10 protein-coding genes are annotated in these 12801 nt (G+C 52.7%); 7 read left to right on the top strand and 3 right to left on the bottom strand.

The window, feature by feature from the left end; translation table 11 throughout:
• Positions 1 to 48: 48 nt before the first annotated feature.
• The 5 genes from FHD02_RS00940 (at position 49) to FHD02_RS00920 (ending at position 5867) form a co-directional block, all read left to right on the top strand.
• Entirely contained in the window at positions 49 to 282 is a 234-nt protein-coding gene (locus FHD02_RS00940) for a hypothetical protein (protein WP_137365837.1), read from the top strand.
• A gap of 85 nt (positions 283 to 367) precedes the next feature.
• Complete coding sequence (locus tag FHD02_RS00935; protein ID WP_220393460.1) at positions 368 to 475, top strand: type I toxin-antitoxin system toxin Ldr family protein; 108 nt, start codon at positions 368 to 370, stop codon at positions 473 to 475.
• 225 nt (positions 476 to 700) lie between these two features.
• The gene (hmsP, locus tag FHD02_RS00930; protein WP_137361643.1) at positions 701 to 2707 is read left to right on the top strand and encodes a biofilm formation regulator HmsP; all 2007 of its coding nucleotides are present in this window, start codon (positions 701 to 703) and stop codon (positions 2705 to 2707) included.
• Positions 2708 to 2864: 157 nt separating this feature from the next.
• Entirely contained in the window at positions 2865 to 4151 is a 1287-nt protein-coding gene (gene dctA / locus FHD02_RS00925; protein WP_006687518.1) for a C4-dicarboxylate transporter DctC, read from the top strand.
• Between the two features lie 222 nt (positions 4152 to 4373).
• The gene (locus FHD02_RS00920; RefSeq protein WP_137361642.1) at positions 4374 to 5867 is read left to right on the top strand and encodes a pitrilysin family protein; all 1494 of its coding nucleotides are present in this window, start codon (positions 4374 to 4376) and stop codon (positions 5865 to 5867) included.
• A 92-nt stretch (positions 5868 to 5959) separates the two neighbouring features.
• Here FHD02_RS00920 and FHD02_RS00915 read toward each other — a convergent pair whose 3' ends face one another.
• The gene (locus FHD02_RS00915) at positions 5960 to 6889 is read right to left on the bottom strand and encodes a sugar kinase (RefSeq protein ID WP_137361641.1); all 930 of its coding nucleotides are present in this window, start codon (positions 6887 to 6889) and stop codon (positions 5960 to 5962) included.
• A 229-nt stretch (positions 6890 to 7118) separates the two neighbouring features.
• Here FHD02_RS00915 and pdeH point away from each other — a divergent pair, with 229 nt between their 5' ends.
• Positions 7119 to 7886 (top strand): cyclic-guanylate-specific phosphodiesterase, encoded by a 768-nt coding sequence (gene pdeH, locus FHD02_RS00910; protein WP_137361640.1) that lies wholly within the window; start codon positions 7119 to 7121, stop codon positions 7884 to 7886.
• 77 nt (positions 7887 to 7963) lie between these two features.
• Complete coding sequence (locus FHD02_RS00905) at positions 7964 to 10024, top strand: AsmA family protein (RefSeq protein WP_220393459.1); 2061 nt, start codon at positions 7964 to 7966, stop codon at positions 10022 to 10024.
• Positions 10025 to 10067: 43 nt separating this feature from the next.
• On the opposite strand, the gene FHD02_RS00900 is transcribed toward FHD02_RS00905, so the two are convergent.
• Entirely contained in the window at positions 10068 to 11390 is a 1323-nt protein-coding gene (locus FHD02_RS00900) for an MFS transporter (protein ID WP_042311748.1), read from the bottom strand.
• 350 nt (positions 11391 to 11740) lie between these two features.
• Entirely contained in the window at positions 11741 to 12766 is a 1026-nt protein-coding gene (gene yhjD, locus FHD02_RS00895) for an inner membrane protein YhjD (protein WP_042311750.1), read from the bottom strand.
• Positions 12767 to 12801: the final 35 nt, after the last annotated feature.

The raw sequence follows: 12801 nt of genomic DNA, 5'->3' as shown, positions 1-12801 counted from the left end.
AGAAATTGAATTAATAGATATCAATGAGTTATGTATTTTCCTGGATTGATGGTCGGCAGGAATGTTGCCAACTGGCAAGAATCTTTCCAGCGTCCTGGCGAGAAACGGGTGAAATGCGAGGCGCTACGCAAAGCGGAATATTGCGCGGTGATATGGCGAATGGGCTGCCGTAGAATCAGCGGCAAGCTGGGAATTCCCGGTGAGGCGCAATGTTGCGGGGGCTTGATCCCCGGCGGCATCGGTTGCTGGAAAGAGAAAACCCCCGCACGTTGTTCGGTATAAACCTGGCAACAAAACGGGGGCTGACTTGAACCTGAACAACTCAAGGATAGCCGTGAACAGTTGCCATTGCAACACAGGCGGCTATATGACGCTCGCACAGTTAGGCGTGGCCTTATGGCACGATTTAGCGGCTCCGATCATCGCTGGTATTATTGCCAGTCTGATTATGAGCTGGCTGCGTAACAGGAAGTAATGCTCTTAGTGGGCGTCTGCCTGCCGTGATGGCAACATGCGCCCGAACCAGGCCGCAGGGGTGACCTTGCGGCCTTTTTCGGCTTAAATGCAGATAAATCTCGTCGTCAGGTGCCTATCCTGTCGCGATAATGCACGCTGGGAAGTTTTCAGATACCGTCTCTCTTAATACCGCTACGATCGGGTATACTCTGACGGCAGTTTCGTCTATCCGTGGAGAGTCAGTTTGCGTGTCAGTCGCTCGTTAACAATTAAGCAGATGGCAATGGTCGCGGCCGTTGTCATGGTGTTTGTTTTCATTTTTTGCACCGTTTTGTTGTTCCATCTGGTACAGCAGAACCGCTATAACACGGCTACACAACTGGAAAGTATCGCTCGCTCCATCCGTGAACCTCTTTCCGACACTATCCTGAAAGGGGATATTCCCGAAGCGGAAGCCGTTCTACGCAGTATTCGGCCAGCAGGCGTGGTCAGCCGCGCTGATGTGGTGCTCCCCAATCAGTTTCAGGCGCTGCGGATGAGCTTTATTCCCGAACGCCCGGTTCCCGTTACGGTGACCCGCCTGTTTGAGCTGCCGGTGCAAATTTCGCTGCCGGTCTATTCACTTGAGCGTTCAGCGAACCCACAACCGCTGGCGTATCTGGTGCTGCAGGCGGATTCGTACCGCATGTACAAGTTTGTGATGAGTACTCTCTCAACGTTAGTGACCATTTACTTACTTTTGTCGTTAATACTCACGGTAGCCATCTCATGGTGTATTAACCGTTTGATTGTGCATCCATTACGCAAAATCGCTCGTGAGTTGAACGACATTCAACAGCAGGACCTGATTGGCTATCAACTGGCATTACCACGTCTGCATCAGGATGATGAGATTGGTATGCTGGTACGTAGCTACAACCTCAATCAGCAGCTCATCAAACGCCATAGCGAAGAGCAAAGCGACCATTCGATGCGCTTCCCGGTTTCAGAATTGCCCAACAAATCGTTTTTAATGGGATTGCTGGAGCAGGTAGTGACGCGTCAGCAAACGACGGCGCTGATGATTGTCACCTGTGAAACCCTGCGTGATACCGCGGGCGTGTTAACCGAAACTCAGCGAGAAATCCTGCTGCTCACGCTGGTCGAAAAACTGAAATCCGTATTGGCTCCCAGAATGGTGCTTACCCAGGTGAGCGGCTATGACTTTGCCATCATCGCGCATGGTGTAAAAGAGCCATGGCATGCTATTACACTAGGTCAGCAAGTACTCACTATCGTTAATGAGCGGTTACCGATTCAGGGCATTCAACTACGTCCGAACTGCAACATTGGGGTGGCGATGTTTTATGGTGATTTAACCGCAGAGCAGCTCTACCGCCGCGCCCTGTCCGCCGTGTTAACGTCGCGTCATAAAGGTAAAAACCAAATTCAGTTCTTTGATCCGTTGCAAATGGAAGAGGCGCAGCAGCGTTTAACCCAAGAGAACGATATTTTAACTGCTATGGATAACCAGCAATTTGCGCTCTGGATGCAGCCCCAGGTAGAGATGTCCAGCGGCAAGGTATTGAGCGCAGAAGCATTATTGCGGATGCAGCAGCCGGACGGTAGCTGGGAGCTTCCGGAAGGGTTAATCGACAGAATTGAGTCTTGTGGTCTGATGGTGACAGTCGGTTATTGGGTGCTGGAAGAAACATGCCGCCAGCTGTCAGCCTGGCAAGAACGCGGTCTGATGCTGCCGCTCTCGGTGAATTTATCCGCTCTCCAGTTGATGCACCCAAGTATGGTGTCTGATCTGCTGGAGTTGTTGACGCGCTATCGCATTAAGCCTGGCACATTGATTCTGGAAGTGACTGAAAGTCGGCATATTGACGATCCCCACGCCGCAGTGACCATTTTGCGACCGCTGCGCAACGCGGGCGTGCGCATCGCGCTGGACGACTTTGGCATGGGGTATGCGGGTCTGCGACAGCTACAGCATATGAAGTCGCTACCAGTGGATGTACTCAAAATCGATAAGATGTTTGTCGATGGTGTGCCCGAAGATTGCAGCATGATCTCCGCTATCATTCAGCTGGCACACAGCCTCAACTTGCAGATGATCGCCGAAGGCGTTGAAACGGAAGCGCAACGCGAATGGTTATCACAAGCCGGGGTGGAAGTGGCGCAAGGCTTCCTGTTTGCCCGACCCGTTCCGGCAAATATCTTTGAAGAACGTTACCTGGCACCGGAAAGCGCTGATTACAAAAGTTAAAAAAGGTCTCGCTTGTGCGAGCCAGCTCAAAATTTTTAACATTTTTGTATCAATTATGATCCAGGTGCATTTCTGTCATGTTGAGTGGGTGTTACTTTAAGGCCGCAGGTTAAACAAAACCTTACAAGACCTGTGGTTTTTACTTTAAGGACACCCTATGAAGACCTCTATATTCAAAAGCCTTTACTTTCAGGTCCTGACAGCAATTGCCATTGGTATTCTCCTTGGCCATTACTACCCTGAATTAGGCGCCCAAATGAAGCCGCTTGGTGATGCTTTCGTTAAGCTCATCAAGATGGTCATCGCACCTGTCATCTTCTGTACTGTCGTGACCGGCATTGCAGGTATGGAAAGTATGAAAGCAGTAGGCCGCACCGGTGCGGTTGCACTGCTCTATTTTGAAATTGTCAGTACGATTGCGCTGATCATCGGCCTTATCATCGTCAACGTGGTGCAACCCGGTGCCGGGATGAACGTCGATCCGGCAACGCTGGATGCCAAAGCGGTAGCGATTTACGCCGAACAGGCAAAAGACCAGGGGATCGTAGGTTTCCTGATGGACATTATCCCTGCGAGCGTCATTGGCGCGTTTGCCAGCGGTAACATCCTGCAGGTATTGCTGTTTGCGGTAATGTTTGGTTTTGCTCTGCATCGTCTGGGCAGCAAAGGCCAGATGATCTTCAACGTAATTGAAAGCTTCTCGCAGGTTATTTTCGGCATCATCAATATGATCATGCGCCTGGCGCCGATCGGTGCTTTCGGTGCCATGGCCTTTACCATCGGTAAATATGGCGTCGGAACGCTGGTGCAACTGGGTCAGCTGATAATCTGCTTCTATATCACCTGTATTCTGTTTGTGGTTCTTGTACTGGGCTCCATTGCTCGCGCGACTGGCTTTAGCATCTTCAAATTCATCCGCTATATCCGTGAAGAGTTGCTGATCGTACTGGGTACATCTTCTTCTGAATCCGCACTGCCGCGTATGCTCGATAAAATGGAGAAACTGGGCTGTCGGAAGTCGGTTGTCGGGTTGGTTATACCCACGGGGTACTCGTTTAACCTTGATGGAACATCAATCTATCTGACGATGGCGGCGGTGTTTATCGCTCAGGCCACCAACAGTCACATGGATATCTTCCATCAGATAACCCTGCTGGTGGTGCTCCTGCTCTCCTCAAAAGGTGCTGCGGGTGTGACCGGGAGTGGCTTCATTGTTCTGGCCGCGACTATCTCTGCGGTGGGGCATTTACCGGTCGCTGGCCTGGCGCTGATTCTCGGTATTGACCGCTTTATGTCAGAAGCCCGTGCGCTTACCAACCTGATTGGTAACGGTGTTGCAACCGTCGTTGTGGCTAAATGGGTGAAAGAACTGGATACCAAAAAGCTTGATGACACGCTGAATAATCGTGCGCCGGATGGCAAAACGCACGATTTATCCTCTTAATCTCGTCACTTATGCCCGTAGTCCCTTCCAGGACTGCGGGTGTTTGCGCATAATTACCCCCTGTGCCTGAAACCGTCGACTCGGCGGCGTCGGGATTTTTTCACTTCCTCCGTGACATTTTCATGTTCTTGCGGTCTAACACGAAGTGTTTTTAACGTCATATTCAGAGAGCCCTTTCGCGGGCTGTCTTTTTATTACCAGGATAGTTGATCAGGGGTTCACATGCAGGGCACAAAAATTCGACTTTTAGCGGGCGGCTTGCTGATGATGGCCGCTGCCGGCTATGTGCAGGCAGATGCGCTCCAGCCTGACCCGGCGTGGCAACAGGGCACGCTGGCAAATGGTTTACAGTGGCAAGTGTTAGCCACTCCCCAGCGCCCCAGCGACCGTATTGAGGTTCGCCTGCTGGTCAATACCGGTTCACTCACCGAAAGTACGCAACAGAGTGGTTTCAGCCATGCGATCCCACGTATCGCGCTGACGCAAAGCGGTGGCCTCGATGCCACGCAAGCCCGTTCATTATGGCAGCAGGGGTTCGATCCCAAACGTCCCATGCCGCCCGTTATCGTTTCCTATGATTCCACGCTATATAACCTCAGTCTGCCTAACAGCCGTAACGATCTGCTGAAAGAGTCACTTTCTTACCTGGCGAATATTTCCGGCAATCTGAGCATCACCCCTGAAACGATCAACCACGCGCTGAGTAGCGAAGATATGGTCGCAACCTGGCCGTCCGATACCAAAGAGGGGTGGTGGCGCTACCGTCTGAAGGGCTCAACCCTGTTGGGGCACGATCCAGCCGATCCGCTGAAAACGCCTATCGACGCCACGAAAATCCAGTCCTTCTACCAGAAATGGTATACCCCGGACGCGATGACGCTGATTATCGTTGGTAATGTAGATGCGCGCAGCGTAGCTGAGCAAATCAACAAAACCTTTGGCGAGTTAAAAGGAAAACGCGAAACACCTGCGCCGGTGCCGACGCTTTCGCCGCTGCGTGCGGAAGCCGTGAGCATTATGACCGATGCGGTACGTCAGGATCGCCTTTCCATCATGTGGGACACGCCGTGGCAGCCAATCCGTGAATCTGCCGCGCTGTTACGCTACTGGCGCGCTGATTTAGCCCGTGAAGCGCTGTTCTGGCATATTCAGCAGGAACTGACCAAAAACAATGCCAAAGACATCGGCCTTGGATTTGATTGTCGGGTGCTGTTCCTGCGTGCCCAGTGCGCTATCAACGTGGAGTCGCCGAACGATAAGCTGAACGCGAACCTCGGTACGGTTGCGCGTGAGTTGGCGAAAGTGCGTGACAAGGGACTGCCGGAAGAAGAGTTCAATGCGCTGGTAGCGCAAAAGAATCTGGAACTGCAGAAACTGTTTGCCACCTACGGCCGCACCGATACCGACATTTTGATCAGCCAGCGTTTGCGCTCGCTGCAAAATCAGGTGGTGGATATCGCGCCTGAACAGTATCAGCGTTTACGTCAGAGCTTCCTCAACAGTCTGAACGTTGAGATGCTGAATCAGGATCTGCGACAGCAACTGTCGCAAGATATGGCGTTAATTCTGCTGCAGCCGAAGGGGGAGCCTGAATTCAATATGAAGGAACTGCAGGCGACGTGGGATAGCATTATGGCACCCATTACCGCAGCGGCAACGCCGGTAGAAACGGATGAGTCACATTCTGAAGTGACGGATATCCCGCCGGTACAGTAACCTCCAGGCCGGATAAGGCGGTTACGCCGCCATCCGGCCTTGGGTGGGTATGCCGGGGGCGCTTCGCTTGCCCGGCCTACAAGAACAACACGTTATTGCGGCATAGCGTCGCGTGGGATAATCGCCCCGCGATGCTGAATCACCGTGCTTGCCGTCAGGTGACCGCGTTTTGCGGCATCGGCGGCATCGCCACCAGTCAGACGTACCGCCAGATACCCGGCGCTGAAGGAATCTCCCGCAGCGGTGGTATCGATCACTTTCTCTTTCGGCAATTTAACGGCCGGGACGTCGATTAGCGCTTCGCCCTCGATAGAAACCAGGCAAGAGTCTGCGCCGCGCTTCACTACCACTTCCTGGACGCCAGCCGCGTGCGTACGGGCAATTACCTCGGCTACAGGTCTTTCACCCCACAACGCGTCCTCATCATCCAGCGTCAGGAACGCGATATTGGTGCATTCCAGCATCTGCTGATAAACCTGCTGCGTTTCTTCTTTGCTGCTCCACAGGCGTGGGCGGTAGTTATTGTCAAAAATAACTTTTCCACCGTTAGCGCGGCATTCACGCAGTAACGACAGCAGTTTGTCACGGCTGGCCGGGCTTAAAATCGCCAGGCTGATTCCGCTCAGATACAAATAGTCAAACGTCGCCAGCTCTTCGCAAATAGCGGCGGACTGTTCGCTCTCCAGCCAGAATTTTGCTGCGGCTTCATTACGCCAGTAATAGAAGGTACGCTCGCCGGTGCTATCGGTCTCAATGTAGTAGAGTCCCGGAAGGCGGTTTTCCATACGCTGGGTTAATGAGGTATCAACATTTTCACTCTGCCAGGAGTCCAGCATTTGTTGGCTGAAACTGTCAGTACCCAGTGCAGTCACATAGTGTACGGAAAGTGCCGCCGCATCGACCTGGCGGGCGATATAAACGGATGTATTCAACGTGTCGCCACCGAATCCGCGCTGAACGTCAGCGCCTTTCTGTGACAGCTCAATCATGCATTCGCCAATCACGGCAATCTTTCTGGACATAGTCGTAACCTGCTCTGAAAAAAATTAGCGTTAGTGTGCGCTGTGGGTGTTAAGTGGTCAACTATATTAAAACAACGTTCCATTATTTTTTTGAGCCAGCACGTGTTCTGCGCTGTTTTTGCCGCTTAGTTTTTATTTTGCCTGCGGCGGAACGTAAAGTTCTGCGCCCGAGCGCCGATAACCTTTGACGAGTCCGGTCAGTCACACTCTTATTTACAGGACATCTTTGATGATAAAGCAGGTTACCCAGCAGCTCATTACGCCCGATGCGAGTATCGAAAGCTTGCAGGCGAGACGCTATTGGCTGCAGTGCGAGCGTGCTTACACCTATCAGCCGATTTACCAGACCGATGGACGGCTGATGGCCGTTGAACTGTTGACCGTCGTGAGCCATCCTGATAACCCTGCCCAACGTATTGCGCCAGATCGCTATTTTGCTGAAGTGGCCGTCCGACACCGTATAGAGGTGGTAAAAGAGCAGCTTCTGCAGCTTGAGCTGAAAGGTGACTTTTTCAGAGCCAATAACCTGCTGGCATCAGTGAATGTCGATGGCCCAACGCTGATTGCAATGCGCCAGGATCCTGAAATCCTGAAAATCATCGAATGCCTGCCCTGGCTGCGCTTTGAACTGGTGGAGCATATCCGCCTGCCGAAGGGATCGTCTTTCGCCTCGATGTGCGAGTTTGGTCCCCTCTGGCTGGATGATTTTGGTACCGGAATGGCGAACTTCTCGGCCCTGAGCGAAGTGAGTTACGACTATATTAAAGTGGCGCGGGATCTGTTTGTCATGCTGCGCCAGACGCCGGAAGGCCGCAATCTCTTCACGCTGCTGTTACAGCTGATGAACCGCTATTGCCGCGGGGTGATTGTTGAAGGTGTTGAAACACTTGAAGAGTGGCGTGATGTGCAAAACTCACCGGCTTTCGCGGCGCAAGGCTATTTTCTTTCTCGTCCAGTACCTCTGGACACCCTCGAAGAGGTGATTCTGTCGCTTTGATTCGGATGTAACGTCCCTCATTTTGCCCTGCTGGACTATCTTTAGGACAGGCAAGGAAGGAAGTGAGGACGCTAACTATGACAAAAGCAGGCAAAATAACCGCATCAGTAATAGGGGTTTTCTTGTTGTTGATCGTCGTATTCATCATTGTGATTGCGACATTTGACTGGAACCGGCTCAAACCGACCATCAACCAGAAAGTCTCTACAGAACTCAACCGACCCTTCGCCATACGGGGCGACCTGGGGGTGGTTTGGGAGCGCCAGAAGCAGGAAACCGGCTGGCGTAGCTGGGTTCCGTGGCCGCACGTTCATGCCGAGGATATTATCCTTGGCAACCCGCCGGAGATTCCCGACGTCACCATGGTGCATCTTCCTCGCGTGGAAGCCACGCTCGCGCCACTGGCATTACTGACAAAAACCGTCTGGCTACCGTGGGTCAAGCTGGTAAAGCCTGATGCGCGCCTTATCCGCCTGTCGGAGAAAAACAATAACTGGACCTTTACCCTCGCCGAAGACGAAAACCGTGATCCGAATGCGCCGCCATCCGCGTGGTCTTTCCGGCTGGATAATATTCTGTTCGATCAAGGACGTATCGCTATTAACGACAAGGTGACCAGGTCGGAGCTTGAGATCCTGGTCGATCCGCTGGGTAAGCCATTGCCCTTTAGCGAAGTGACGGGCGCAAAAAGTAAAGAGAGTCAAACCCGCGTTGAGGATTACGTATTTGGTTTGCAGGCCAAAGGACGCTATAACGACGAACCGCTAAGCGGTAGCGGAAAAATAGGCGGGATGCTGGCGCTGAGGGGTGAAGGAACCCCTTTCCCGGTGCAGGCTGATTTCCGTTCGGGCAATACGCGGGTAGCATTTACCGGTACGGTAAATGACCCGATGAATATGGGCGGCGTGGATCTGCGGCTTAAATTCTCAGGTGATTCGCTAGGGGATTTGTACGATTTGACGGGGGTGCTGCTCCCGGATACGCCGCCGTTTGAAACCGACGGGCGTCTGGTGGCGAAAATTGACCCGGAAAAATCCTCCGTTTTTGATTACCGCGATTTTAATGGTCGCATTGGCGACAGCGATATTCATGGAACGCTAACTTATACGACCGGTAAGCCGCGTCCGAAACTGGAAGGGGACGTCGAATCACGCCAACTGAGACTGGCTGATTTGGGACCGCTGATTGGTGTGGATTCGGGTAAAGGCGCGGAAAAGGCCAAACAATCTGAACAGCGCAAAGGTGAGAAGAGCGCCCAGCCTGCCGATAAAGTCTTACCGTATGACCGCTTCGAAACTGACAAATGGAATGTTATGGATGCTGACGTACGTTTCAAAGGTCGACGCATTGAGCACGGCAGCAGCCTACCGATTAGCGATCTCTCCACCCATATCATCCTGAAAAATGCCGACCTGCACCTGCAGCCGCTGAAATTTGGCCTGGCGGGAGGCAGCATTGTTTCCAGAATCCATCTGGAAGGGGATAAAAAGCCGATGCGCGGGCAGGCGGACATTCAGGCTCGCCGCCTGAAACTAAAAGAGCTCATGCCGGATGTAGAACTGATGCAGAAAACGCTCGGTGAAATGAACGGTGACGCTAAATTTAGCGGCAGTGGAAACTCGGTGGCCGCGCTGTTGGGGAACAGCAATGGCAACCTGAAGCTGCTGATGAACGATGGCTTAATCAGCCGGAATCTGATGGAAATTGTGGGGTTAAATCTGGGTAACTATCTTGTTGGTCAGATATTTGGTGACGACGAGGTTCGCGTAAACTGCGCGGCGGCGAATCTGGATATCGTTAACGGCGTGGCGCGTCCGCAGATCTTTGCTTTTGATACGGAAAATGCGGTGATCAATGTGACCGGGACCGCGAGTTTTGCGTCTGAGCAACTGGATTTAACCATCGATCCGGAGAGCAAAGGTATTCGTATTATTACGCTGCGTTCGCCGCTGTATGTTCGCGGGACCTTCAAGAACCCGCAGGCAGGCGTAAAAGCTGGGCCATTGATTGCGCGTGGTGCGGTTGCCGCCGCATTAGCCACGTTAGTCACCCCAGCGGCGGCACTGTTGGCGCTAATTTCCCCTTCCGAAGGTGAAACCAATCAGTGCCGGACGATACTGTCGCAAATGAAGAAGTGATGTCAGGCCGGATGCGGTGTTTACACCGCATCCGGCAAAAGAATCACAATGACTGATGACGGGTCTCATGGGTTAACAGCAGCGCGATCAATGTTAACGCCGCCATCGACGCCAGATACGTACCTACCGCTGCCAGACCGTAGTTCGCCTGCAGCCATGCGGCAATATAAGGGGCAACGGAAGCGCCAAGAATCGACGAAACGTTATACGAGAATGAGGCGCCCGTGTAGCGAACCTCGGTTGGGAACAGCTCCGGCAGCAATGCGCCCATTGGACCAAATGTCAGTCCCATCAGACTTAAACCCAGCAGCAGGAAAGCGAACACCAGTGCCGGATTGCCAGAGCCGAGCAGCGGTTTAAAGGCAAACAGCGCAAACAGAATGATAAGCGTGGTGATGATGAGCATGCTTTTGCGGCGACCAAATGCGTCGGCCAGCAGCCCCGCTACAGGCACCATAACGCCAAAGCCAATTACCGCCATCATCAGCATCCACAACACTTCATTACGCGGCAGGCCAAGCCCTACAGGCGCAGCGGCTGTACTGAACGTCATTGAATAGACGGTCATGATATAGAACAGCGTATAGGTCGCCAGCATGATGAACGTACCGAGGATCGTTACGCGAACATGTTTTGTCAGTAAGGTACCCAGCGGGATTTTCACCTGTTTTTTCGCCGCAGCCACTTTGGCGAAGACCGGGGACTCATGCAATGAAACGCGAACGTACAGGCCGATGATCACCAGTACCGCAGAGAAGATGAACGGTACGCGCCAGCCCCAGCTCATAAACTGTTCATCGGTCAGCAGCCAGGAAAGCATCAGGAAGGTGCCGTTGGCGAAGAAAAAGCCGATAGGTGCGCCCAGTTGCGGGAATGACCCGTACAGTGCGCGTTTACGCGGCGGCGCGTTTTCCGTTGCCAGCAACGCCGCGCCGCCCCACTCACCGCCCAGACCTAAGCCCTGACCAAAACGAGCGAGCGCCAGCAGCAACGGGGCGAAAATGCCGATAGTTTCATAGCCCGGCAGCAGGCCAATGACAACCGTTGAAATCCCCATGGTAAGCAGTGAAGCAACCAGTGTGACTTTACGGCCTACGCGATCGCCGAAATGGCCGAACACTGCGGAGCCGATTGGCCGGGCCACAAAAGCGATAGCGAAGGTGGCGAGGGACTGCAGCGTAGCCGCGGTCGGATCTCCCTGCGGGAAGAAAATATGGGGGAACACGATCACCGCGGCGGTCGCGTAGATATAGAAGTCGAAGAACTCAATGGCGGTACCAATGAGTGAGGCGACGACGACTTTATTGCGCGAGTTGACCGGGGTGTGTTCCTGTTCGTTGTCGAGTGTTGTGGCTGTTGCTTGCATAATATTTTCTTATTTTTGGCCGAACGAAAGGCCATATTACGCACAGCAAAAGCGATATTTCAATCTGTAACAAACCCTGTAATTGATCAAAAAGCGAGCAAAAAGGGAATAATATTTATGCTGGAGATTTCACTTCCATGAAATGCTTCACATAATTTAAAACTTAGATGATAAAACTGGTTTTTGGTTAAATAAAAGTTACGGGTTGGATTTATTCACTAAATCAGTAAGAGCGGGCGGCATTATAATTGCCGGATGGCGCTGCGCTTATCCGGGATATAAAATTCACCCGTAGGCCGGATAAGACGGGGGCGTCGCCATCCGGCAATTAACAACTAACCCGGCGGTGGCTATTGCGTTTTTCCCGGCATTCGCGGGTCATCTTTGTATTCCGCCGTGGCTATCCAGGCGGCGCAAAACAGCGTCAGACGAGCGAAGAAGTAGAAGAACGCCATCAGTCCAAGTACGGAACCAAACGCCGCGCCTGACGGCGATTGCACCAGTGATGGCAGCGTGTAGGTCATGATCATTTTGATAACTTCAAACCCCAGCGCCGCGATAAACGTACCGCGAATAAGTGCTTTCTTACGTGGTCGGTGACGTGGCAGTCGCCAGAAAATCCAGAAGAAAAGTAAATAGTTGGCGAAAATAGAGATGGTCAGGCCGATCAGGCGCCAGGCGGGCTTCAGCCATTCGATGCCGTCGAGATACAGCGCAGAGATAATCATCTGCTGGGCGGAACCGGCGATAGAAGTAATGGACAGGGTGACAATCAGCGCAATCAGCAAACCAATCAATGAGACAAAATCACGCAGGTATTTTACCCAAATTTTTTCCTGATCCTGCGGCGTACGCTCCCAGACATCTCGCGACTGGGCACGAATCGCTTCTCTCAGATTGCCCATCCAGTTAATCCCGGAATAAAGGGCGATCCCAAGCCCGACCAGACCCACGGTGGTTCGCTGCTGAACGGCGGTGTTAATGGTGTTTTTCAGCGTGGAGGCGAGCGTCGGGTCGCTGACATTAAGCAGAATTTTGCCGAAGATATCCTGTAACAGCGTAGGGTGCGAGGCGAGAATAAAACCGGCGGCGGCAAATGACACCATCAGGATAGGGATCATCGACAGGAACGAGAAGTAGGTGATAGCGGCGCCAAACTGGTTTCCCATGCGGTCATTAAAACGCTCTGCGGCTCGAATCATATGGGCGATGACGGGCTGACGTTGAATTTTATCGGCGAGGGTCAGGGCTGTTTGCAATGCCTGGTTGGTTGTACCGTTGGTTTCTGTTTTTTCACGCTCCTGGGTCTCAATTTTTGGGATCGGTGCGTGCTCAAGTTCCTGAATGGGGCGTTTTATCTCTTTTTCCTGCGTCATCAGGCCAGTATTCCTTGTTCTGTTCATTCTCAGGA

This window comes from Citrobacter sp. EC_71 (assembly GCF_019584005.1).
Classification (GTDB): Bacteria; Pseudomonadota; Gammaproteobacteria; order Enterobacterales; family Enterobacteriaceae; genus Citrobacter; species Citrobacter werkmanii.
This window is presented reverse-complemented; position numbering and strand designations above follow the sequence as displayed.

Coding starts and splice junctions, on each gene's coding strand:
- pdeH (WP_137361640.1), top strand. CDS start 7,119: ATGATAAAGCAGGTTACCCAGCAGCTCATTACGCCCGATGCGAGTATC.
- FHD02_RS00915 (WP_137361641.1), bottom strand. CDS start 6,889: ATGTCCAGAAAGATTGCCGTGATTGGCGAATGCATGATTGAGCTGTCA.
- FHD02_RS00935 (WP_220393460.1), top strand. CDS start 368: ATGACGCTCGCACAGTTAGGCGTGGCCTTATGGCACGATTTAGCGGCT.
- FHD02_RS00920 (WP_137361642.1), top strand. CDS start 4,374: ATGCAGGGCACAAAAATTCGACTTTTAGCGGGCGGCTTGCTGATGATG.
- FHD02_RS00940 (WP_137365837.1), top strand. CDS start 49: ATGGTCGGCAGGAATGTTGCCAACTGGCAAGAATCTTTCCAGCGTCCT.
- yhjD (WP_042311750.1), bottom strand. CDS start 12,766: ATGACGCAGGAAAAAGAGATAAAACGCCCCATTCAGGAACTTGAGCAC.
- FHD02_RS00905 (WP_220393459.1), top strand. CDS start 7,964: ATGACAAAAGCAGGCAAAATAACCGCATCAGTAATAGGGGTTTTCTTG.
- FHD02_RS00900 (WP_042311748.1), bottom strand. CDS start 11,390: ATGCAAGCAACAGCCACAACACTCGACAACGAACAGGAACACACCCCG.
- dctA (WP_006687518.1), top strand. CDS start 2,865: ATGAAGACCTCTATATTCAAAAGCCTTTACTTTCAGGTCCTGACAGCA.